This is a genomic window from Saccharopolyspora taberi (assembly GCF_039534165.1).
GTDB lineage: Bacteria > Actinomycetota > Actinomycetes > Mycobacteriales > Pseudonocardiaceae > Saccharopolyspora_D > Saccharopolyspora_D taberi.
Genome location: NZ_BAAAUX010000007.1, coordinates 18,593 through 40,080, shown reverse-complemented (window position 1 = coordinate 40,080; position 21,488 = coordinate 18,593). Strand labels below are relative to the sequence as shown.

Here is a 21,488-nt window from a genome sequence, read left to right as displayed (position 1 = left end):
AAGTCCACCTCGGGGTCTACCGCCCGTGGTGTTCCCGGGACACGATCCCCGCTCGTGACTGAGATTTCCCGACGCCGGGTCCTGGCCGGTACCGCTGGTGCGGTCGCCGCCGCTTCGCTGCTGCCGCCGTCCCTGCACCGCGCGATGGCGCAGCCCGCGCCCAAGGGCGGGCTGGAGGCGATCGAGCACGTGATCGTGCTGATGCAGGAGAACCGCTCCTTCGATCACTACTTCGGTTCGCTGCGCGGGGTTCGCGGGTTCGGCGACCGGTTGCCGCTGCGGTTGCGCAAGGGCGGCAACGTCTTCGAGCAGCCGTCGGCCGGTGGTTCCGTGCTGCCGTTCTCGCTGCGGCAGGGCGCCGAGAGCGAGGGCCGTCCGGCTTCGGACATCCAGTACCTCGGGGATCTCGACCACAGCTGGGCGGGCTCCGGCAGGGCGTGGGCGAAGGGCTGGAACGACGACTGGATCGCGGCCAAGACCGCCGCGACGATGACCTACTACGACCGGCAGGACATCCCGCTCCAGTACGAGCTCGCCGAGACCTTCACCATCTGCGACGCCTACCACTGCTCGGTTTTCGGCTCCACGAACCCGAACCGCAACTACCTGTGGACCGGCACCGTCGGCTACGAGCCGGGCACGAAAGACCGCGCGGTCACCAACGCCGCCTACGACTACGACCACCCCGGCTACGACTGGAAGACCTACCCGGAGCGGCTGGAGGCGGCCGGGGTCTCCTGGCGGATCTACCAGGAGTGGGACAACTTCACCGACAACGCGGTCGAGTACTTCAAGCCGTTCAAGGAGATCGGCCGCAAGATCCTGGCGAAGGTCGACGGCGGGTTCCGCACCACCGAGGAGTTCTACACCGCGCTGTTCGGCAAGCCCGCCGAGGAGCGCAAGCGGCTGCTCGCGCAGTTCGAGACCGGGCTGGGCGGGCTGACCGACGCCGAGCGCGCGCTGTTCGACCGCGCGATGTACCGCAGCGAGCCGGAAACCCTGGTCCAGCGGCTCCGCGACGACATCGCCGCGCGGCGGCTGCCGAAGGTGACCTGGCTGGTTCCGTCCGCTGTGGACAGCGAGCACCCGGGCAGCTCCACCCCGGTCGGCAGCGCGAACCTGATCTACCAGGTGCTCGACGCGATCGCCGCGGACCCGCAGGTGTGGTCGAAGACCGCGCTGCTGCTCAACTTCGACGAGAACGACGGGTTCTTCGACCACGTCGCGCCACCGGTGCCGCCCGCCGACGCCGCCGACGACTGGTTCGACGGCCAGCCCATCGGCCTCGGGCCGCGGGTGCCGATGACCGTGGTGTCGCCGTGGACCGTCGGCGGGCACGTGAACTCCGAGGTCTTCGACCACACCTCGGTGCTGCGGTTCCTGGAGCGCTGGACCGGTGTGCAGGAGCCGAACATCAGCGCGTGGCGCCGCGCCACCTGCGGTGACCTGCTGTCGGTGTTCGACTTCGACGAGCCGGGCAAGGCGCCCGCACCCGCCGAGCCGGGCCCGGTGCCGGAACCGATCGACCGCTGGCACCCCAAGCCGCCCGCAGAGCAGCAGCTCCCGGTCCAGGAGCAGGGGCGGCGTCCCGCGCGGGCGCTGCCGTACCAGCCGCTGGTCTCCGGCGCGGTCGACGGCGGCGGACTCCCGCTGCGCCTGGGCAACAGCGGATCGGCGTCCGCGCACTTCGCGATCTACGGCTACAAGGGCGAGTTCGGCGAGCCGCTGCACGTCGACGTCAAGGGCGAGCACGTCGAGGCCGTGAAGATCGGCGAGGACTACGACTTGGCGGTGCAGGGGCCGAACCGGTTCTGGTTCGAGCTTTCCGGTTCCCGCAAGGGGAAGGCCGCCGGGGTCGACGTCCGCACCAACCCGGCCAGGGGCGGGCTGTCGGTGGAGCTGCGCAACAGCGGCGGGGAGACGATCACGCTGCGCCTGCGGGCGCTCGGCTACGCGCCGGGCGAGGAGCGCGAGGTGCGGCTGGCCGCCGGCGGCGCGGACACCCTGGTGTGGCCGACCGACCAGGGCTGGTACGACGTCGAGGTGACCACCGCGCAGGACAGGTCGTTCCGGCGGCGGGTGACCGGGCGCGTGGAGAACGGGGAAGCGGGCGTCACCGGCTGACCCGGCCCGGCTCGGCTGATCGAGACTTCGGTCACTCGCGGCGGATTTTCCCCGGCGGCCCGGCCGAAACTGGTTGCTGACGGCAACGGTTTCCCGGGAGGCCCTGATGACTTCGGCTCGAACCATCGGGATCCGGGCGCTTGCCGCGTTGTGGGCACTGGTGATCATCAGCCCCGCGGTGGTGTTCCTGCCGGTTCTCCCGGAGTGGGCGGCGCTCGTGTCGGGGCTGGTGACCACGTGGTCGCCGCTCATGGTGGTTCCGGCGCTGATCGGAGTCGTGCTCGCGGTGGTGGCGCGGCGGCTTGAGATGCGCCGGATGTTCGCGGCTGTCGCGGTGGGCGTCGTGCTCTCCCTGCTCGCGGCGGTCGTGCCGCTGGTCGCGGGAATGCGCACCGCCGCCGAGAACGACGTCGCGCTGTCGGTGCCGGGCTACTTCAGCTCACCGCCGACCCCGACCGGTCCGCACGCCACCGAGGTCTACGCGACCGTCGACGGCGAGCAGCTCAAGCTCGACGTCTGGCGCCCGGCGAAGCCCGCGCCGGGGAACCCGGCGATCGTCTGGGCGCACGGCGGCGGGTTCGTGCTCGGGCACCGCGGCCAGGCCCCGGACCGCAACCAGTGGCTGACCGACCACGGCTACACCGTGTTCGACGTCGACTACCGGCTTTCGCCGCCGCCGCGCTGGGACCAGCAGGCGCGCGACGTCAAGTGCGCAGTCGGCTGGGTCGCGCAGCGCGCCGGGCAGTACGGGATCGGGGCGGTCTCGGTCGGCGGTGACTCGGCCGGGGCGAACCTCGCGCTGCTGGCCGCGTACACGACCGGCACCGGCGCCTACCCGCCGTCCTGCGACGTCCCGGAACAGCGCCCGAAGTCCGTCGTCGCGTACTACCCGCCGACCGACATGCCCGAACTCCACCGCACGAGCGGACTTCCCGGAGTCGTCGACCAGGTCGAGGCCAAGTACTACGGCGGCACCCCGGAAACCATGCCCGCGGAGTTCCGCGCGAGCTCCCCGGTCACCTACGTGCGCCCGGGCCTGCCGCCGACCCTGCTGGTCCACGGTGCCAACGACCACCTGGTCCCGGCCGGGCAGTCCGCGATCCTCCGCGACCGGCTGGCCGCGGCCGGCGTGCTGAACCGGGAAGTCGTCGTGCCGTGGGCGGATCACGCCTTCGACCTGAAGTGGGGCAGCTGGCCGACGCAGATCGCTTACGGCGTTCTGGCGCAGTTCCTGCTGGGCTAGGTGCCCCGGAGGCGGGACCACCAGGTGCCTTCCTCCAGGCGCTTCAGCCGCTTCCTCGCCTCGTCATGCCCTGCCGCCGCCGCGTTGCGGAGCCAGCGTCCGGCCTCGGACGTTTCTCTCATGGTCGTCAGCAGGACCGCCAGGTGGAACATCGCGTCGACGTGATGGCGGTCCGCTGCCTTCTTCAGCCAGAACCTCGCCTGACCGTCCCTGCCGCTTTGGCTCAGCGACATCCCGAGCGCGTACATCGCCTGGCGGTTACCGCCTTGTGCGGCCTTCCGGTACCAGTCCTGAGCTTTGTCGTCCTGCTCGGCTCGTTCGTGCGCGGCCCCGAGTTCGAACATGGCCGCCAGGTTCCCGTTGCGCGCGGCTTTGTCGAACCACTGGTGTGCTTCCTCGTGCTGCCCAGCCTGGGCAGCGATCACGCCCAAGACGTGCATGGCCGGGGAGTGGCCGCCGAGTGCGGCTCGGCCGTACCAGTGCTTCTTCTCCTGTGGATCGTCCGACATCGAACCCATGCCGAACATCCCGTCCGCGTTGCCGTGGGCGGCGGCTTTCGCGTACCACTGCCTGGCTTCCGGCCACTGCTCGTCCTCGTGGACCAGATCCGCGTACCGCACCATCGCCTCGACTTCTCCGGCGTTGGCGTGGTCGAGGTGCTGCCTGGCAGCCCGGCGCCTGGCCTTCACCGGCCGCAGGCTCCATCCGAAGTCGCGCACCGCGAGCTGGTAGCCCGCGTCGGTCGTCGCGTGGTCTTTCAGCTTGCGAAGCAGGTTTTCGTAGTCCTGCTGGTCGATCCGTCCGCGCGACACCGCGATCTGGTGCCAGTTCTTGGCTTCGTCCGTGTCGCTCCCCTGCGCGAGGATGACCCCGAGGCTCAACGCCGCGTCGTCGTCTCCCGCGTTCGCGGCATGCCGATACCAGCGGGTCGCGAGCGCGTCCAGGTCGTTCTCCTCGTAGCGGGCCGCGAGCCGGAACATGGCGCTGGTGTGGTCGTTCTCTGCGGCGCGTTCGATCCAGCCCTCGTCGTCGCTCCGCTGTCGTTCCAGCAGCAGACCGAGGTTGAACATGGCCTCGACGTGGCCGTGCTCTACGGCCCTGCGGAACAACTCCTCCGCGCGCTTGTCCTCGCCGGAAGCCCGCAGCAGGCACGCCAACCGGTTCATCGCCTCGGGCTCGCCCTGATCCGCGGAGCGCTCGTACAAGGATCTGGCCTTGGCGATTTTTCCCTTGTCCTCCTGCAACTTCGCGAGGTGCAGCAGCTCCTCGCGGTCGCTGACCCCGGCGAGCCACGGGCTTTCGCGCTCGGTGTTTTCCGGGGACGGCGGAGGAGGGCTGAACGCCCGATTCGGTGCCAGCGCCAGCCGTTCCACAGTGGACGTGCCCCGTCGCTGCGGCTCCGGAAGACCGCGAACCTTCAGCGCACGCCGGAGGTTTCGGTAAACCGCGTCCAGCGACAGCAGCCGGGGCTCGTCGGCGACGCCGTGGTCGAGCAGGGTCAGCAGTTCGCCGGTGAACTCGGTGTTGCGGGCGCCCACCCGCGCCACCGAGGTCTCGTTCGCGGCCGACGAGGTCAGCGTGAAACCGCCGCTGATCTCGACCTGCCCGGTCACCACCGAGACCGGATCGGACATCGCCTCGATCGCGCGGCCGGAGAAGCAGCAGTCGAGGACGAGGACCCGGTTCCTGGCGGTCGAGTTGGCCAGCACACCGCGCAGCTGGGCGAAGGGTAGCCCGCTCCATTCCAGGAAGTCTCGTTCCGTGTGCGGCAGCGAGAGGAAGAGCTCGCTGCGCTCGTCGAGCAGGCCGTGACCCGCGTAGTACACCAGCAGGACGTCCTCGGCCTCGGCGGCGACCGCCGTCAGCCGCTTGCCCAACGCCTTGACGTCGGCGGGATCGGGCAGCACGGTGCAGTGCTCGGGAGCGAGGCCCCACGAATCGGCCAGTGCGCCGGACAGGTCGGTGAGGTTGTTGCCGACCTGCGGGAGGTCGTGCAGCTCGTCGTCGTCGAAGCGGCTGGTGCCGAACAGGAAAGCCCGCGACCGGGCGCCGTCGGGCAACCGCATGTCAGCCACCGTCGGACGGACCGCCGTCCCGGTGCTCGAGCACCTTTCGGACCAGCGCCTCGGCATCGGGCGCCCGCTTGGCGTCGACGGTGACCGAGCCGTCGGCGTCGACGGTGATCTTGACGTCGGAACGCCGCTGCCGCAGCCACACCGAGAGCGAACGGGCGAGTACGGTGATCGCTCCGGCCGAACTGACGGAGACCACGAGGGTGTCCGAGAGCGCACCCATCTCGCCGGACCTGATCGGCGGTCGGTCGACTGAGACCAGGCCGCGCAGCTCGTCCTCCCTCCGCAGCCACTCGTGCAGCGATTGGAACTCCACCTGCTGGTTGAGCCCGCCTTCGACCCGCACGTGCGCGCGCACGGCACCCCTCCCACTTTTGGTCACCTAGAGCAACAATACCTACCACGATCGTGAGAGGTGACAATCTGAGCAGGTTGATTCGATCTGTGCTCCGATCACGTGCCGTGGCACGACGGGGCGGAAGGGGAGTGCGAACGTGCGGGACTACCTGCCGATCATCCTGCTTGGGCTGGCCGGCTTCCTCATCGGCGGCGTCTGGACGACGTGGAAGACGAACCGGGGGATGTCGGTCGTGCTCGCCGTCGCGGCCGTGATGGCCGTCGTCGGCGGCATCGGCTGGATGGTGTGGGGCTAGCTCTTCGGTCGGTAGAGGCCGATCAGCCGGGCCAGGTGCTTGCCCGCCGCGCGTAGCGGTTCCTCGCTCCGGGAGACCTGGGACGACAGCTCGGCGCCTTCCAGGGTGCTGATCACCGTGTGCGCGAGTTCGCGCGCGTCGTCGTCCGGGATGCCGGACCGGCGCAGGGCGGCGAAGACCGGTTCCTGCCAGTGGGCGAAGGCCTCGGCGGCTGCCTGCTGCACGTCCGGGACCCGGCCCGCCGTGCCGATCGCCGTGGACGCCACCGGGCATCCGTCGATCCAGCCGGAGTCGCGCAGTCCTTCCGCGAGCTGGCGCGCGCAGGCGGCGATGGCCTCGGCCGGGTCGTCGTGCCGGCCGAGGACCCGGCGGAGCTCCTCGGCGAACTCCTCGTCCCCGCGGCGGATCGCGGCGACCGCCAGCTCCTGCTTGCCACCCGGGAAGAAGTGGTAGACCGACCCGTGGGTGGCCGCGGCCTCGGTCGCGATCTGCTTGATCCCGGTGCCGTCGTAGCCCTGGCGCTGCATGAGCCGGGAGGCGGTCCGGACGATCCGCTCGCGCGTGTCGAGGTCGCCGTCCTCGGGTCGTGGCCGAGTCGTGCTCATGGGCAGAGCTCGCGGTCCGGTTCCACACCGCGACCCGGTAACCCGCGTCCAGGTACGCCTTCGCCATCGCCCGCCCCATCGGGCCGAGACCGATGACGGTCACTCCGAGCACGGCGGCGGACCTGCTCCCGCACGCCACCGCGTCGGTCACCTGGCTTCCGGGCTTCTTCGAGCTCTGCTCGCCGCGCATCGACGCGGGCGAGCACTCCGGCGGGGAGTGGCGGCCGGACGTGGCGACGACAGCGCCACCAGTCTGGTCGAGATCTTCGGGAAACCCGCCGTGTAGCCCGGAAAATGCCCGTACGACCCCGGAAAATGCCCGTACCACCCCGAAAATGCCCCGAGGGGCGCCCGCGAACGGACGCCCCTCGGTTGCGGAAGAGCACTACGCCTTGACGGGTTCCGGCTCCGGTTCGGCGGAGTCGTCGTGGTCGTCGACGAACGTCTGCTCGTTGAACGGGTCCTGGCCGCTGAACACGCGCTGGACCTGCTCGCGGTCGATCTCCCTGGTCCAGGAGCCGATGAGCACCGTGGCGACCGCGTTGCCCGCGAAGTTGGTCAGGGCGCGGGCCTCGGACATGAAGCGGTCGATGCCGACGATCAGGCCGACGCCGTCGAGCAGTTCCGGCCGGTGCGACTGCAGGCCACCGGCCAGCGTGGCCAGGCCCGCGCCGCTGACGCCGGCCGCGCCCTTGGAGGCGACCATCATGAACAGCAACAGCCCGACCTGCTCGCCCAGCGACAGCGGGTCGCCCAGCGCGGTCGCGATGAACAGCGACGACATCGTCAGGTAGATCATGGTGCCGTCGAGGTTGAACGAGTACCCCGTCGGCACCGAGATGCCCACGACCGGCTTGCTGACGCCGAGGTGCTCCATCCTCGCGATCAGCCGCGGCAGCGCCGCCTCCGACGACGAGGTGGACACGATCAGCAGGAACTCGCGGCCCAGGTAGCGCAGCAGGGAGAAGATGCTGATCCGGGCGAACATCCACAGCATCGGGCCGAGCACCAGGAAGATGAACAGCACGCAGGTCAGGTAGAAGCCGAACATGATCACCGCGAGGCTCTTCAGCGCGTCCAGCCCGGTCGCGCCGACCACCGCGGCGATCGCGCCGAACGCGCCGATCGGCGCCGCCCACATCACGATCGCCAGGATCTTGAACACCAGCCGCTGCACGTGCTCGATGCCGCGCAGGATCGGTGCGCCCCTGGAACCCATGGACTGCAACGCGAAACCGGCCAGCAGCGCGACCAGCAGCGTCTGCAGGACCTCGCCCTCGGTCAGCGCGGACACGAGGGTGTTCGGGATGATGCCGAGCACGAACTCGGTGGTGGACTTGGCCTCCTCACCGGCTTGCTCGGCGCCCGCGCCGCGCAGCTCCTCGGTGATGTGCAGGCCCTCGCCGGGGTGCAGGAAGTTGCCCACGACCAGCCCGATGATCAGCGCGACCACCGACATCGCCAGGAAGTAGCCGAGCGCGAGACCACCGACCTTGCCGACCTTGGCGGCCTGCCGGACACCACCGACGCCGAGCACGATGGTGCAGAAGATGATCGGCGAGATCATCATCTTGATCAGTTCGACGAACCCGGTCCCCAGCGGCTTGAGCGCCTTGCCGAGGTCGGGGGCGGCGAACCCGACCGCGATGCCCGCGAGCACCGCCACGATCACCGCGATGTAGAGGAAGTGGGTCCGGTCCCGGCGACGGGTGCCGGGCGGCGCAGCGTCTTTGCTTGCCACTGTTGGTCTCCTACTGGACTTCCGGGTGTTACCGCGCGTCGCGGCCGTGGCCCAGGTCACGGCCGCGCCGGGAAGAGACTATCGAGGCCCCACGTGCTCGGCGTCACGGTTCTGTTCATTCTGTTCGCGGCTCAGTGTTGCGCTGGGGCGGTGCGGGTGGAGTCACGTGCCCGTATCGATCTTGCGGTTGGGCACAGGTGCGACCGAGTTTGTCAACTCCGCTTCGGGCGGGCGGCAGCTGGAGGCCGTCAGCTCCTGCGCGGCAAGATCGCCGCGCAGTGCCGTTTCGGCGGCCGTTGCTCCACCCGAGTGTTCTTCATGGCTGAGTAGTTGTCCGCCTGCGCGATTTGTCCCCGTTCGATAACGTCCGCTTTGATCACGAGGTCGTTTGCAGAGCATTCGGCACCGAATATCGCCGATTACGGCTACCCAAGACGCTGTACCCACAGAGTGAGCGGCAGGACTCGCACCATGACCACATCCAAGCAAAATCAAGGAGGCGGGAAACCGATCCCGCAGGACTTCCCGCCCGTCGTCTACCTGCCCTGCGTGGAAACCGTGGCCGACCCGGCACAGGCCCGTGTCGCGATGCGGACCACGCGCGACGGGAGGGTGGCGCTGCTGGCCTACACCGCGCTTGATCGGCTGCACACCTGTTGTGGCCGCAACCAGCCGTGGATCGTGATGCCGACCGCCGGCCTCGATGAACTTCAGAAGGCGCAGCCCTTCCAGCTTCTGCTGCTTGACGTCGTGATTCCGGAGGACCAGCGGCAGGAGGGTGCGGCATGAGCGGGTTCGAAGTCGACCCAGGAGTCCTGGACGGGATTTCCAGTCGGTTGCAGAACGCCAGTGCGGATGTCGATGCTCTTGGCAAAGCAGTTCCAGGTCCCCCGGACGCGGGCGACGGCGGTCCAGCGGTGACCGGGATCCTGGCCCACCTCGTGGAAAACGCCAGTGCGCTGGTGCTGGGCTTGGCCGGTGCGGGTGATGACATCACCGAGACCAACAAGACCTACCAAGCGCAAGACGCCGCCGCGGGCTACGAACTCCACAAGACTTCTGGGGGGAAGTAGTACGTGGCCGTCGACACGAAGATCGAGGGCAGTCCGGAGAGCATCAGGGGTGTTGGTTACTGGTTGCGGGATGCCATGGCCAATGCCGTGTCCGACGCTGCGACTCAGATATACAACTCGCGCAACAGTGCGGATGCGGGCTGGCAAGGGCCGGCGAGTGATGCTTTCCGTGCCAAGATGACCGCCGCTGCCCAGAAAACGGAGCAGTTCTCCTCGGCTGTGATCGCAGCTTCGCAGGGCATCGACGCATACGCTGCCGAGTTGCAGCGAGCGCAGGACGACATGAGAGCTGTGCGGGAGCGTGCCGCCGCTGCCGGACTCACCGTGAACGGTGACGTCATCGAAGACCCCGGTCCTGGTCCCGCAGCGCCAGGCGCGTCACCGACCGGTGCAGCCGCCACCCCCGATGCGGTCGCGGCGCACGAGAGCGCCATGGCCGCCTCGCAGGCACACGCCACCAAAGTGGCCGCCTACAACACAGCCAAGAACGACTCCGACGCTGCTCGGCACCTCGCGAAGCTCGGCGCTGACACGTTGAAGAACGTGTGGAACGACGTCACCCAGAAATGGTTCATCGTCGTCGGCGACCTCACCAACGGCGCGGCCGGAACCCTTGCCGCGAAACACTCCTCCATTCTGGGCAAGCAATCGCAGTTCCTTGCGGACGAATCGGCCAAGCTCCTCGAACGAGCGCGCAACGCCCCGGCCGGCACCACGCCGGCACAGCTTTACCGGGACGCCGACCTCGGCCGTGCCGCTGCGTACCAGGCTGACGACGTCGCCGCCGCTGCGAAGAACGTCGACGGCAACGCGGCCAAGTGGGGGTTGCGAGCAGGCGGCGCTCTCGCGGCCGCCGGCGTGGTTTACGACATCGCGAACGGCAAGCCCGTCGCGCAAGCGATCGTGTCAGGCGGCGTGGGCTTCGGTGCGTCGGTGGCCGCCGGCGCCGCGATCGGCACCATGATCCCGGTACCGGTGGTCGGAACCGCTGTTGGGGCGATCGGTGGTGCCGTGGTAGGAGTGTTCGCGTCAGGTGCGGTCGATTCGTTGTGGCAGAACGGGATCGGCGACGTCGGCGGCGCGATCGAGGACGGGGCCAAGGCAGTGGGGGATACGGCCAACGCCATCGGAGGTCTCGCCAAGGGAGCGTGGGATGCCGTCTTCTAGGCCGTTGGAGCGCCCGCCGGAGTGGCCTGCGGGAGGCGTCGGTGCGAGGTTCAAGGCGTCATTCGTTTTCGTCGTCGTCCTCGGTCTCGCGTGCCTGCCCGTGGGTTTCGGTTTTGCCGCGACTGGCAGGTCAGGGGCGCTCAAGTACGCATTCCTGCTCGCCGCGCTCTTCCTCCTGACCGCCCAGTTCAGCCTCATCGCGAGGATGCGTCCGCACCACCGCATCAGCGACATCACAATCACCTCGTATGACGGCCATGCGGCGACGGAGGTTCGGTACTCGGGGGCCCAGTTCGCGCTCCTGAGCGCGCTCGTGGCGTGCTTGGCCGCGCTCAGTGCGCTGGCGACCTGGGACTTCGCCCGAGCCGATGACGATGTCCCGGCGGCACCAGTGGCCGCGGCGCTCACCGGCCTGGCCGCGGTGTTCTTCGTCAGCTTCTTCGTGCTCGCCGCGCTCGGCCGATTGCGGCGCGGCCGGATCGTTCTGTCGCAGCAGGGCATCCACCAGGAAGGACGGACCTTCACGTCGTTCCTCCCGTGGGAGTCCTTCGCAGGAGCCAAAGCCTCCTACAACGGCACGCCGGAGATCCTGGTGGTCGCCTATGCCAACGCGCATTGGGAGAGGCGGCAGCTCACCAGGGTGTGGAAGCTGGACAAGCTGCCTCCGGTGCCGATGATCGAGATCAATCCGACCGCGCTCGCTGTCGACCCGACTCTCCTCTATCACCTGGTGCGGTTCTACCTGGAAGAGCCGTCCGCCCGTGCTGAGCTCGGCACCGACGCATCGCTCCAGCGCGTCCGCAGCGCGGCGTTCAAGTAGTCGCCGGGGCTCCCACGGGCACGTGCTCGCGGACCGGATACCGGCTCCTCCGGCCAGAGGAGTCGTGTTTGTGCAGGTCGTTGCGGGTAGAGTTCTCGTCTACCAATGTTTTCGCGCACCCGTGGGACGAGATGTCGAGGCAAGCCGGAGCCGGTCGGGGCTGGAGCCTGGCCCGGCGGCTGTTCGTGCTCCAGGTCGTGGTGGTCGCGCTGGTCGTGGTCGGCGGGACCGTCCTGGCCTGGTACGACGCCCGCGTCCGGGCCGAGGACGCGGCCACCGAGGAGGTCGTGTCGGTCGCGCGCACGCTGGCGCTGCAACCGGCGGTGCGGGACGCGATGGGGCGGCCGGACGCCTCGGCCGCGCTGCAACCGCTGGCGGAGGCGGTGCGCGCGGAAACCGGCGTCACCTTCATCACGATCATGACACCGGACGGCGTCCGCTACACCCACCCCGACCCGGCTCGCATCGGCGAGCGGTTCCTCGGCCACACCGAGCAGGCGCGGGCCGGGGCGGTTTTCACCGAGACCTACACGGGCTCGCTCGGGCCGTCGGTGCGCGCGGTCGTGCCGGTGTTCGACGGTGCGCACCGGGTCAGCGGCCTGGTGTCGGTCGGGATCACCCTGCGGGTGCTGACCTCCGAGCTCAGCGGGCAGGTGACCGCGCTGGTGCTGGTGGCCGCGGCGGCGCTGGTCCTCGGCGGGCTGCTGACCTACCTCGTCAGCAGCAGGCTCGCCCGGCTCACCCACGGCATGACCCCCGGCGAGCTGAGCCGGATGTACGAGTACCACGACGCGACCCTGCACGCGGTCCGCGAAGGGCTGCTGCTGGTTTCGCCGTCGGGCCGGGTGACGCTGTGCAACGACGGCGCGGCCGTGCTGCTCTCGCTCGACCCGGCCGAGGTGCGCGGACACCACGTCTCCGAGCTGGGACTTCCCGCCCCGCTAGCCGAAACGCTCGGCGCCGGGCAGCGGGTGCGCGACGAGGTGCACGTGACCGACGACCGGGTGCTGCTGGTGAACGTCTCGGCCGTGCGCAGCGAAGGGCGCGAGCTCGGCAGCGTGGTGACCCTGCGGGACCACACCGAGCTCCAGGCGCTGACCGGTGAGCTCGACACCGCGCAGGGCCTGGCCGAGTCGCTGCGCTCGCAGGCGCACGAGTCGGCCAACCGGCTGCACGCCGTGGTGTCGCTGATCGAACTGGGCCGGGCGGAGGAGGCCGTGGGACTGGCCACCGCCGAACTGGAGCAGGCGCAGCAGCTCACCGACCGCGTCGTCGGCGCGGTGACCGAACCGGTGCTGGCGGCGGTGCTGCTCGGCAAGAGCGCGGAGGCGAGCGAGCGGGGCGTGGAGGTCGTGCTGAGCCCGGACACCGAGGTCGACGACACCCTGCTCGGCCACGTCGACGCCCGGGATCTGGTGACCGTGCTGGGAAACCTGATCGACAACGCCGTGGAGGCGATCGCCGACGTGCCGCACCCGCGCGTGGAGGTCACCGCGCGCAGCACCGACGAGCACGTGCTGATCCGGGTCGCCGACAACGGGCCGGGCATCGATCCCGATGTGGCGCAACGGGTTTTCCAACGGGGATGGTCCACGAAGGAGGGTGAGCGCGGATTGGGGCTGGCGCTGGTCGGGCAGAGCGTGCGCCGCTACGGCGGCAGCATCGACGTGACCAACGACGGCGGTGCGGTGTTCACCGTGCTGCTCCCGCTGCGGGAGGTGGCGCGGTGATCTCGGTGCTGGTGGTGGAGGACGACCCGGTCGCGGGCGAGGCGCACGAGCTCTACGTCAACCGGGTCGGCGGGTTCGAGGTCGCGGGCCGGGTCCGCACCGGGCAGCGCGCGCTGCGGTTCCTGGAGCAGCACCCGGTCGACCTGGTGCTGCTGGACCTGCAACTGCCCGACATGGACGGTCTCCAGGTCGCCCGCGCGCTGCGCATCTCGGGCAGCGGCGCCGACGTGATCGCGGTGACCTCGGCCCGCGACCTCAGGGTCGTGCGCGCCTCGATCGCCAGCGGCGTGGTGCAGTACCTGCTCAAGCCGTTCACCTTCGCCGCCATGCGGGAGAAGCTGGAGCACTACGCCCGCTTCCGCGCCAGCCTCGGCGACGACCGCGAAGCCAGTGGCCAGGGCGAGATCGACCGCGCGTTCTCCGCGCTGCGCGGCGTCGACCGCGTCCCGCTGCCGAAGGGGATGGGGGAGGAGACCCTGGACGCGGTGGTCTCGGCGCTGCGCAGCGCGCCGGAGGGGGCTTCGGCAGGAGCGGTCGGCGAAGCCGCCGGGGTTTCCCGGGTGACCGCCCGGCGGTACCTGGAGTATCTGGTCGGCAGTGGGCTGGCTGATAGGCAGCCGCAGTACGGCGGCGTGGGTCGGCCAGAGATGACTTATAGGTGGAAAGCGTAGGTTTCCTGCTAATCCTGCGTGGGTGGTTGCTTGGCGGAACCTCAGGCGTCCGCTGGCTGCGGGATCTTTTTCCGACGTATGTCCAATACGACGGAAAAAGCTGTCCTCGCCAGCGAACGCCTGAGAACCCGCGGCGGTGCCGGTTGGCATGGTGGGCTAAGCGGCTGCGCCGCTTGAGGACGATGGTCGGTTTCGTGTGGGCCCCGGGTCGGGGGCTCAGCCCGTGGCGGTTGGGGTGTGGAAGACGATGCGTAGTTCGGGCCACTCGGTTGCTGACCACAGGTCCCCGGTTCCGGGGTTGTAGGAGAGGTCCTCCGGGCCGGTGGGCGTGGGCGTCGTCGTGCCCGACTCGCCGACGCGCGTCCGGTGCAGCTCGCCGTCGTTGCCGCGGCCGGTGCTGCTGCTGAACCAGAACGTGCCGTCGTGCGAGGTCGCGCCCTGGACGTTCGTGCGCGTCGTCCGGAACGCCGCGCGGGAGGACACCTCGCCGGATCCGTTCTCGGCCAGCCGCCCGGTGGCCGCGTCGATCGGCCACTGCACCACCCGGCCGCCCGGCTCGCCGCTGATGTACTCGCCAGTGACCAGCGATCCGCTGCTCCGGTCGACACCGACGTACGACCAGCACAGCGGATCGGTCTCCGGGTTCGGGGCGGGCCGCACGCAGCTGCCGTCCTGGGTGTACTCGCCGGTCTGCGGGATGGCGAACCGGTAGTCGAAGGCGTGGAAGTTCCCGCTGCCGTCGTTGCCGATCTTCGTCCTGGTCGGGTCGGCGGCGGTGCGCCAGATGTGGTCCAGGTCGAACACCCGCACTCCGCGGTTGGTGTCGACGACGTAGAGGTGGTGGCCGACCCACGCGATTCCGCCCGCGTGCACGGTGACGGCCTTGAAGTCGTCGCTGCTGGTCGGCTCGACCAGCAGCGCGTGCCGGTAGCGGGCCGGGTCGGACTGGTCCACAAAGGACACCCGGACGCCCTTGCCCGCGTCCGTCGCGTCGTACCAGCTGACCAGCACGCCCGCGGCGGACGTGCCGCCGCCCGCCGCGGCGTCCCAGCTCCCGCTGACGCCCTGCGGCATCCAGCTGCTGGTGCCCGCGTCGTCGTTCGGCGGCGAGTTCTGCGCGCCGTACCAGCAGAACCACGACGCCCGCGGCGCCGGGATGCTCGCCGGGCAGCTGCCCGTTCCCGGGCGGACCGACTCGCGGTTGGCCTCGGCGAACACCGTGTCCACCGCGGCCTTCTGCAGCTTCCCGTCCAGGCCCGCGATGCGCGCGCCGTAGGTGTCGAAGCTGCCGCGCTCGGCGACGGTGAAGGTCGCGTCGAGCTGCGTCAGCGTCGGTGCGGCCTGCGAGACGGCCGCCGGTGCGGTGAACAGCAGGGGGACCACCGCCGCTGCCAGTGCGGTGCGGACCTTCACGTCGCCTCCCCGGGGCCGGGATGATCAGACAGCGTATTCGTCAGAAGGCAACGCGCACTGGGTCGTTCTGGTGAATTTCCGGCGCTAGTTGCAGGCGCCGGGCCGGCAGTCCGCGGTGGGCTGGAGCAGCGAGTGGCGGGTGCCGACCAGGTCGGCCGCCTTGTCGTTCGGGTTGTTCAGCGAGCAGGTCCGCAGCGACAGGCAGCCGCAGCCGATGCAGCCGGTGAGGTTGTCCCGGAGCTTGAGCAGACCTTCGATGCGGGCGTCGAGCTCGTCGCGCCAGCTCTTGGACAGCCGGGCCCAGTCGGCCTTGGTGGGCGCGTGGTCGGTGGGCAGGGTGGACAGCGCGTCGGAGATCTGCTCCAGGCTCATGCCCACGCGCTGCGCCGCGCGGATGAACGCCAGCCTGCGCAGCACCGCCCGCTCGTAGCGGCGCTGGTTGCCGGAGGTGCGGGTCGAGGTGATCAGGTTGCGCTGCTCGTAGAAGCGCAACGCGGTCTGGGCGACGCCGCTGCGGTAGGAGACTTCGCCGATCGTGAGCAGCTGCGGAAGTTTTGACACGTCACCAGGCTAGGCGAAACCTCCAAACCGGTCTAAGTTCCGCCCTTGACTTCCAGGGTGCTCGAAGTTTCACGCTGGGCGCATGACCAGGACACCAACGGCGGGTTACGAGCGGTTGGGCCCGCTGATGACCGCGATGACCGGCGACGAGAAGCACAACGCCGCCGCGACCTCCGCCCTCGACGTGCTGTGGGTGCTCTACGACCAGATCCTCGCCGTCGACCCGCACCGGCTCGACGACCCGGACCGCGACCGGTTCCTGCTGTCGAAGGGGCACGGGCCGATGGCCTACTACGCGGTGCTGGCCGCCAAGGGCTTCGTCGACCCCGATGAGCTGCACCGCTTCGCCGAGTTCGACTCGCCGCTGGGCCACCACCCGGACCGGGTCCTGGTGCCCGGCGCGGAGATCGGCAGCGGCTCGCTCGGGCACGGGCTGCCGCTGGCCGTCGGCACCGCGCTGGGCCTGCGCGCGCAGGGCCGGAACCGGCCGCGGGTCGTGGTGCTGGTCGGCGACGCCGAGCTGGAGGAGGGCAGCAACCACGAGGCGATCGCGGTGGCGGGACGGCTGGAGGTCGACCGGCTCACCGCCGTCGTGGTCGACAACGCCTCGTCCACCCACGGCTGGCCGGGCGGCATCGGCGAGCGCTTCGCGCGCGAGGGCTGGGAGCAGCACACCGTCGACGGCCGAGACCACGAAGCACTCCGCCGCGCTCTGGCCGACACCCGGCCCGACCGGCCGCTCGCGGTGATCGCCCGGGTTTGAGCCTGGTCGCTGAACCCAGCCATCGTCTTCAAGCGGCGCCAGCCGCTTAGCCCACCCGAGCAACCGGCACCGCCACGCAAAGGAATCCCACGAGGGAGAAACTCAATGTCCGCGATTGCGAATACCCGGACCATGCGTGAGGCGTTCGTCGGCACCGTCTCCGCCGCGCTCGACGACGACCCCCGGCCGGCGGTCGTGCTCGCCGAGATCTCCGCCGAGCGCTTCGCCGAAGCCGCCCGGCGGCACCCGCACCGCGTGATCAACGTCGGCATCCGGGAGCAGGCGATGATCGGCATCGCGGGCGGCCTGGCCCTGACCGGGCTGCGGCCGGTGGTGCACTCGATCACGCCGTTCCTCGTGGAGCGGCCCTTCGAGCAGCTCAAGCTCGACTTCAACCACCAGGGCGTCGGCGCCGTCGCGGTGAGCACCGGCGCCTCCTACGACTACCCGGGCGCGGGCCGCACGCACATGGCTCCGGGCGACGTCGCGCTGTTCGACACGCTGCCGGAGTGGACCGTGCACGTGCCGGGGCATCCGGACGAGTTCGCCGCGCTGCTGCGCTCGGCGCTGTCCGGGGACGGCCTCGTCTACCTCCGGATGTCCGAGCGGATCAACGCCGAACCGCTGGCGACCGGACCCGGCTGGCACCGGGTGCGCTCCGGCACCCGCGGCGTGGTGCTGGCCGTCGGCCCGATGCTGCGCCCGGTGCTGGCCGCCACCGCCGGGGTCGACGTCACCGTGCTCTACGCGGCGACGGTCCGGCCCTTCGACGCGGCCGGGCTGCGGGACGCCGTGCGCATCGCGAAAGCCGACGTCGTCGCGGTCGAGCCCTACCTCGCGGGCACGTCCGCGCACGTGATCGGGGAGGCGCTCGCCGACGTCCCGCACCGCGTGCTCTCCCTCGGCGTGCGCCGGGACCGCGAGCTGCGCGCCTACGGCACCGCCGACGAGCACGAGGCCGCGCACGGGCTCGGGCCCACCGGCATCGGTTCCGCGGTGCGCCGGTTCCTGGGGGAGTGACCGGTTCCTGGGTGCGGGAGCGGGAACCAGCCGCAGGTAGCCTGAACGGCGTGGCACGAGTCGTCGTACTGGATTACGGATCAGGCAACCTCCGCTCCGCCGAGCGCGCGCTCCAGCGCGCCGGTGCCGACGTCGAGGTGACCGCCGACCATCGTGCCGCGATGGAGGCCGACGGCCTGGTGGTTCCCGGCGTCGGCGCCTTCGCCGCCTGCATGGACGGCCTGCTGGCCGCGGGCGGCGACAAGATCATCGACCACCGGCTGGCCGGGGACCGCCCGGTGCTGGGCATCTGCGTCGGCATGCAGGTGCTGTTCGACCGGGGCGTGGAGCACGGGGTGCCCACCGAGGGCTGCGGCCAGTGGCCCGGCGTCGTCGAGCGCATCGAGGCCGACGTGCTGCCGCACATGGGCTGGAACACCGTCCAGGCCCCCGAGGGCAGCACGCTGTTCGCCGGCATCGAGCCCGGCACGCGGTTCTACTTCGTGCACTCCTTCGGCGTGCGCAAGTGGGAGCTGGCGGCCTCCGAGGCCGTGGCGCCCCCGCTGGTGACCTGGGCCGAGCACGGCGAGCCGTTCGTCGCCGCGGTCGAGAACGGGCCGCTGTCGGCGACCCAGTTCCACCCCGAGAAGTCCGGGGAGGCCGGGGCCCGGCTGCTGCGCAACTGGCTCGGGAGCCTCTGAGCCGTGCGCAGGAACGGGGCGGTGAAGGCCATCGCGCTGCTGCTGAGCGTCGGCATGGTCGCCGGGCTCGCCGGGACCTACCTCGCCGAGGCCGGGGTGCCGCTGTGGGTCGTGGGTCTGGCGGTGCTCGTGGTGCTCGCCGTGCCGATGGTCGCCGCCGTCCGCGCGGACCGGAAGCGCTGACGGGAAGCGGGTTCCGCGGACTGGGACGGTAGGGTTGCGGCGTGAGCTTCACTCTTCTTCCCGCTGTTGACGTGGCCGACGGCCAGGCGGTCCGCCTGGTCCAGGGCGAGGCCGGTTCCGAGACCTCCTACGGGGATCCGCTGGAGGCCGCGCTGGCCTGGCAGCGCGCGGGAGCCGAGTGGGTCCATCTCGTCGACCTCGACCGCGCCTTCGGCCGCGGCACCAACGAGGAGCTGCTGGCCGACGTGGTGCGCAAGCTCGACGTGCGGGTGGAGTTGTCCGGCGGCATCCGCGACGACGCCTCGCTGGAGGCCGCGCTGGCCACCGGCTGCGAGCGGGTCAACCTGGGCACCGCCGCGCTGGAGCGGCCGGAGTGGACCGACCGCGTGGTCGCCGAGCACGGCGACCGGGTCGCGGTCGGCCTCGACGTCCGGATCACCGAGCAGGGCCACCGGCTGGCCGCGCGCGGCTGGACCAAGGACGGCGGCGACCTGTGGGAGGTGCTGGACCGGCTGGAGAAGGCGGGCTGCCGCCGCTACGTCGTCACCGACGTCAGCAAGGACGGCACCCTCCAGGGGCCGAACGTGGAGCTGCTGCGCGAGGTCTGCTCCCGCACCGGGGCCCCGGTGATCGCCTCCGGCGGAGTGTCCAGTGTGGACGACCTGGTGGAGCTGTCCAGGCTGGCCCCGGTCGGCCTGGAGGGCTCGATCCTCGGAAAGGCGCTCTACGCGGGCAACTTCACCCTCGAAGAGGCGCTGGCCGCCCTGCGCTGACGCCGGTCAGCCGACGGTGATCGACACCGGGACCAGCTCGGGAGCGTTGCGGCGCAGGCGGTTCGCGGCCAGGTAGGCGCGGCCCCGGAGCCCGTACTTGCGCTTGAGCAGACCGCGGACCCGGTCCAGTTCGGACGCGTCCAGAACTCGTGCCCGGCCGCGGACCGGGTCGCCGAACGGGCGGCCCAGCGCGTCGCAGGGCGCGAGCTGCACGGCGCCGTCGCGCCGGATCCGCTTGACCTTGCCCGAGCGGGCGTCGGTCCACACCGCGAGGCTGCTGCCGTCGCCGACGACCCAGACCGGGGTCGACACCGGGCTGCCGTTGCGGCGGAAGGTGGTCAGCAGCAGGTAGCGGGAGTCGGCGAGGAGCCGGGTGACCTTGTCCATACCGGTCACCGTATCGGCCCGGCGCCGCTCTACCCTGGGGGTATGGCCGTTGCGGTGCGCGTGATCCCCTGCCTGGACGTCGATGCGGGGCGGGTCGTCAAAGGCGTCAACTTCACCAACCTCGTCGATGCCGGTGATCCCGTGGAGCTCGCCGAGGTCTACGACGCCGAAGGTGCTGACGAACTGACCTTCCTGGACGTAACGGCGTCCTCTTCGAACCGCGAGACGACCTTCGACGTGGTGCGCCGGACCGCGGAGCAGGTGTTCATCCCGCTGACCGTCGGTGGCGGCGTGCGCAGCCCCGAGGACATCGACCGGCTGCTGCGCGCGGGCGCGGACAAGGTCAGCCTCAACACCGCCGCGATCGCCCGCCCGGAGCTGCTGCGGGAGGCGTCGCAGCGCTTCGGCGCGCAGTGCGTGGTGCTGTCGGTCGACGCCCGGCGGGTGCCGGAGGGCGGCAGCCCGACGGCGTCGGGGTACGAGGTCACCACCCACGGCGGGCGCCGGGGGACCGGCATCTGCGCGGTGGAGTGGGCGGCCACCGGTCAGGAGCTGGGCGTCGGCGAGATCCTGCTGAACTCGATGGACGCCGACGGCACCAAGGCCGGCTTCGACCTGGAGATGATCGGCAAGGTGCGCGCGGCCGTCGACGTGCCGCTGATCGCCAGCGGCGGCGCGGGCGCGGTCGAGCACTTCGCGCCCGCGGTGCGCGCCGGTGCGGACGCGGTGCTGGCGGCCAGCGTCTTCCACTTCGGACAGCTGCGCATCGGCGAGGTCAAGGACGCCCTGCGCGCGGAAGGGATCACGGTTCGATGAGCGCCCTGGACCCGGCGATCGCCGACCGGCTCAAGCGCAACGCCGAGGGCCTGGTCGCGGCGGTCGCGCAGCAGCGCGGCAGCGGCGAGGTGCTGATGATGGCGTGGATGGACGACGAGGCCCTGCACCGGACCCTGACCACCCGCAAGGGCACGTACTACTCCCGCAGCAGGCAGCGGTACTGGGTCAAGGGCGAGACGTCCGGGCACGTCCAGCACGTCCACGAGGTGCGCCTGGACTGCGACGGGGACACCGTGCTGCTGGTCGTCGACCAGGACGGCGCGGCCTGCCACACCGGCGATCGCACCTGCTTCGACGCCGACGTGCTGCTGGGGACCGAGGACTGACTCACCCCGGAACGTCGGAGAGGTCCCCGGTCAGGTACCGCTGCAGGTTCGGGGCCACGGCGGCGACCACGGTCTCCCGGTCAGCGGAGGCCAGCGGCTCCAACCGCACGACGTAGCGCATCATCCCCAGTCCCACGATCTGCGTGCCGCACAGCGCGGCCCGCAGCTCGGGCCGGTTCATGCCCAGCTCCTTGATCATCCGGCCGAACACGACCGACGTGATGAACTCCCGCAGGATCCGGACCGACTCCTCGTGGGTGGCGATGCCGCGCATCAGCGCCATGAACGCGCCGCCCTCCTGGGCGTCCCACACGGTGACGAACTGGCGCACCATGCGTTCGCCGAGGTGTTGCGGATCGCCCTCCATCAGCTTCGGGATGATCTCGCTCGGGTTGACCGGGATCGACACCGCCGCCGAGAACAGGCCCTCCTTGCCGCCGAACCAGTGGTTGACCATCGCCGGGTCGACCCCGGCCCTGGTCGCGATCCGCCGCACGGTCGCTCCGCTGTAACCGTGCTCGGTGAACACCTCGCGGGCCGCCGCGACCAGCGCCGCCCGGGTGTCCTCGCCGCTGCGCCGCCGCCCGCGTCGCTTCGGCGCGTCCTCGATGCCACTGCTCACCTCGTCATCCTCCCGGTCCGGCGC

The 21,488-nt window shown here is 70.6% G+C and carries 24 protein-coding genes; 16 read left to right on the top strand and 8 right to left on the bottom strand.

The features are described from left to right. Nucleotides 1–54 precede the first annotated feature (54 nt). Together ABD691_RS07300 and ABD691_RS07295 are read left to right on the top strand one after the other, a co-directional pair. Nucleotides 55–2,124, top strand: a complete 2,070-nt coding sequence (locus ABD691_RS07300; protein ID WP_344678685.1) for a phosphocholine-specific phospholipase C — start codon at nucleotides 55–57, stop codon at nucleotides 2,122–2,124. A gap of 106 nt (nucleotides 2,125–2,230) precedes the next feature. After that, the gene (locus tag ABD691_RS07295; RefSeq protein WP_344678684.1) at nucleotides 2,231–3,367 is read left to right on the top strand and encodes an alpha/beta hydrolase; all 1,137 of its coding nucleotides are present in this window, start codon (nucleotides 2,231–2,233) and stop codon (nucleotides 3,365–3,367) included. On the opposite strand, the gene ABD691_RS07290 is transcribed toward ABD691_RS07295, so the two are convergent. Both ABD691_RS07290 and ABD691_RS07285 read right to left on the bottom strand, forming a co-directional pair. Next, nucleotides 3,364–5,433 carry a caspase, EACC1-associated type gene (locus tag ABD691_RS07290; RefSeq protein WP_344678683.1) on the bottom strand — a complete coding sequence of 690 codons (2,070 nt, stop codon included), beginning with the start codon at nucleotides 5,431–5,433 and terminating at the stop codon, nucleotides 3,364–3,366. The two genes, ABD691_RS07295 and ABD691_RS07290, sit on opposite strands and share 4 nt — an antisense overlap. A 1-nt stretch (nucleotide 5,434) precedes the next feature. Continuing rightward, complete coding sequence (locus ABD691_RS07285) at nucleotides 5,435–5,821, bottom strand: effector-associated constant component EACC1 (protein WP_344678682.1); 387 nt, start codon at nucleotides 5,819–5,821, stop codon at nucleotides 5,435–5,437. 112 nt (nucleotides 5,822–5,933) lie between these two features. On the opposite strand from ABD691_RS07285, the gene ABD691_RS07280 reads away from it, so the two are divergent. Continuing rightward, nucleotides 5,934–6,092 carry a hypothetical protein gene (locus ABD691_RS07280; RefSeq protein WP_344678681.1) on the top strand — a complete coding sequence of 53 codons (159 nt, stop codon included), beginning with the start codon at nucleotides 5,934–5,936 and terminating at the stop codon, nucleotides 6,090–6,092. On the opposite strand, the gene ABD691_RS07275 is transcribed toward ABD691_RS07280, so the two are convergent. Both ABD691_RS07275 and ABD691_RS07265 read right to left on the bottom strand, forming a co-directional pair. Beyond that, nucleotides 6,089–6,697: a TetR/AcrR family transcriptional regulator gene (locus ABD691_RS07275; protein ID WP_344678680.1), complete on the bottom strand. Its 609-nt coding sequence runs from the start codon at nucleotides 6,695–6,697 to the stop codon at nucleotides 6,089–6,091. The genes ABD691_RS07280 and ABD691_RS07275 overlap by 4 nt on opposite strands. Nucleotides 6,698–7,082: 385 nt before the next feature. Further along, entirely contained in the window at nucleotides 7,083–8,438 is a 1,356-nt protein-coding gene (locus ABD691_RS07265; protein WP_344678679.1) for a cation:dicarboxylate symporter family transporter, read from the bottom strand. 471 nt (nucleotides 8,439–8,909) lie between these two features. Between ABD691_RS07265 and ABD691_RS07260 the strand changes: the two genes are divergently transcribed. The 6 genes from ABD691_RS07260 to ABD691_RS07235 all read left to right on the top strand — a co-directional run bounded on the left by ABD691_RS07260 (nucleotide 8,910) and on the right by ABD691_RS07235 (nucleotide 13,899). Beyond that, a complete protein-coding gene (locus ABD691_RS07260; protein WP_344678678.1) occupies nucleotides 8,910–9,227 on the top strand; it encodes an SAV_915 family protein in 318 nt (105 codons plus the stop codon). Beyond that, nucleotides 9,224–9,511, top strand: a complete 288-nt coding sequence (locus tag ABD691_RS07255; RefSeq protein WP_344678677.1) for a hypothetical protein — start codon at nucleotides 9,224–9,226, stop codon at nucleotides 9,509–9,511. Before ABD691_RS07260 ends, ABD691_RS07255 begins: the two co-directional genes overlap by 4 nt. A 3-nt stretch (nucleotides 9,512–9,514) precedes the next feature. Further along, a complete protein-coding gene (locus tag ABD691_RS07250; protein ID WP_344678676.1) occupies nucleotides 9,515–10,678 on the top strand; it encodes a hypothetical protein in 1,164 nt (387 codons plus the stop codon). 4 nt (nucleotides 10,679–10,682) lie between these two features. Further along, nucleotides 10,683–11,498 carry a hypothetical protein gene (locus tag ABD691_RS07245; RefSeq protein WP_344678675.1) on the top strand — a complete coding sequence of 272 codons (816 nt, stop codon included), beginning with the start codon at nucleotides 10,683–10,685 and terminating at the stop codon, nucleotides 11,496–11,498. A 131-nt stretch (nucleotides 11,499–11,629) separates the two neighbouring features. Continuing rightward, complete coding sequence (locus tag ABD691_RS07240; protein WP_344678674.1) at nucleotides 11,630–13,228, top strand: sensor histidine kinase; 1,599 nt, start codon at nucleotides 11,630–11,632, stop codon at nucleotides 13,226–13,228. Continuing rightward, nucleotides 13,225–13,899 (top strand): response regulator, encoded by a 675-nt coding sequence (locus ABD691_RS07235; RefSeq protein ID WP_344678673.1) that lies wholly within the window; start codon nucleotides 13,225–13,227, stop codon nucleotides 13,897–13,899. The genes ABD691_RS07240 and ABD691_RS07235 overlap by 4 nt, the downstream gene beginning before the upstream one ends. A gap of 216 nt (nucleotides 13,900–14,115) precedes the next feature. Here ABD691_RS07235 and ABD691_RS07230 read toward each other — a convergent pair whose 3' ends face one another. Continuing rightward, a complete protein-coding gene (locus tag ABD691_RS07230; protein ID WP_344678672.1) occupies nucleotides 14,116–15,312 on the bottom strand; it encodes a hypothetical protein in 1,197 nt (398 codons plus the stop codon). An 84-nt stretch (nucleotides 15,313–15,396) separates the two neighbouring features. After that, complete coding sequence (gene soxR / locus ABD691_RS07225) at nucleotides 15,397–15,873, bottom strand: redox-sensitive transcriptional activator SoxR (protein ID WP_344678671.1); 477 nt, start codon at nucleotides 15,871–15,873, stop codon at nucleotides 15,397–15,399. A gap of 82 nt (nucleotides 15,874–15,955) precedes the next feature. Here soxR and ABD691_RS07220 point away from each other — a divergent pair, with 82 nt between their 5' ends. The 5 genes from ABD691_RS07220 (at nucleotide 15,956) to priA (ending at nucleotide 19,292) form a co-directional block, all read left to right on the top strand. Further along, a complete protein-coding gene (locus tag ABD691_RS07220; protein WP_344678670.1) occupies nucleotides 15,956–16,636 on the top strand; it encodes a thiamine pyrophosphate-dependent enzyme in 681 nt (226 codons plus the stop codon). 105 nt (nucleotides 16,637–16,741) lie between these two features. Next, nucleotides 16,742–17,656 carry a transketolase family protein gene (locus ABD691_RS07215; RefSeq protein ID WP_344678668.1) on the top strand — a complete coding sequence of 305 codons (915 nt, stop codon included), beginning with the start codon at nucleotides 16,742–16,744 and terminating at the stop codon, nucleotides 17,654–17,656. Between the two features lie 50 nt (nucleotides 17,657–17,706). Next, nucleotides 17,707–18,336, top strand: coding sequence for an imidazole glycerol phosphate synthase subunit HisH (gene hisH, locus ABD691_RS07210; RefSeq protein WP_344678667.1), 630 nt, complete (start codon nucleotides 17,707–17,709; stop codon nucleotides 18,334–18,336). 3 nt (nucleotides 18,337–18,339) lie between these two features. Then, on the top strand, nucleotides 18,340–18,519 hold the full coding sequence (locus tag ABD691_RS07205) for a hypothetical protein (protein ID WP_344678666.1): 180 nt from the start codon (nucleotides 18,340–18,342) through the stop codon (nucleotides 18,517–18,519). 41 nt (nucleotides 18,520–18,560) lie between these two features. Further along, a complete protein-coding gene (gene priA, locus ABD691_RS07200) occupies nucleotides 18,561–19,292 on the top strand; it encodes a bifunctional 1-(5-phosphoribosyl)-5-((5-phosphoribosylamino)methylideneamino)imidazole-4-carboxamide isomerase/phosphoribosylanthranilate isomerase PriA (RefSeq protein WP_344678665.1) in 732 nt (243 codons plus the stop codon). A 6-nt stretch (nucleotides 19,293–19,298) separates the two neighbouring features. On the opposite strand, the gene ABD691_RS07195 is transcribed toward priA, so the two are convergent. Further along, the gene (locus tag ABD691_RS07195; RefSeq protein ID WP_344678664.1) at nucleotides 19,299–19,679 is read right to left on the bottom strand and encodes a PPOX class F420-dependent oxidoreductase; all 381 of its coding nucleotides are present in this window, start codon (nucleotides 19,677–19,679) and stop codon (nucleotides 19,299–19,301) included. 42 nt (nucleotides 19,680–19,721) lie between these two features. On the opposite strand from ABD691_RS07195, the gene hisF reads away from it, so the two are divergent. Then, the gene (hisF, locus tag ABD691_RS07190) at nucleotides 19,722–20,495 is read left to right on the top strand and encodes an imidazole glycerol phosphate synthase subunit HisF (RefSeq protein WP_344678663.1); all 774 of its coding nucleotides are present in this window, start codon (nucleotides 19,722–19,724) and stop codon (nucleotides 20,493–20,495) included. Then, on the top strand, nucleotides 20,492–20,842 hold the full coding sequence (gene hisI, locus ABD691_RS07185; protein ID WP_344678662.1) for a phosphoribosyl-AMP cyclohydrolase: 351 nt from the start codon (nucleotides 20,492–20,494) through the stop codon (nucleotides 20,840–20,842). The genes hisF and hisI overlap by 4 nt, the downstream gene beginning before the upstream one ends. Nucleotide 20,843: 1 nt before the next feature. On the opposite strand, the gene ABD691_RS07180 is transcribed toward hisI, so the two are convergent. Continuing rightward, complete coding sequence (locus ABD691_RS07180) at nucleotides 20,844–21,464, bottom strand: TetR/AcrR family transcriptional regulator (protein WP_344678661.1); 621 nt, start codon at nucleotides 21,462–21,464, stop codon at nucleotides 20,844–20,846. Nucleotides 21,465–21,488: the final 24 nt, after the last annotated feature.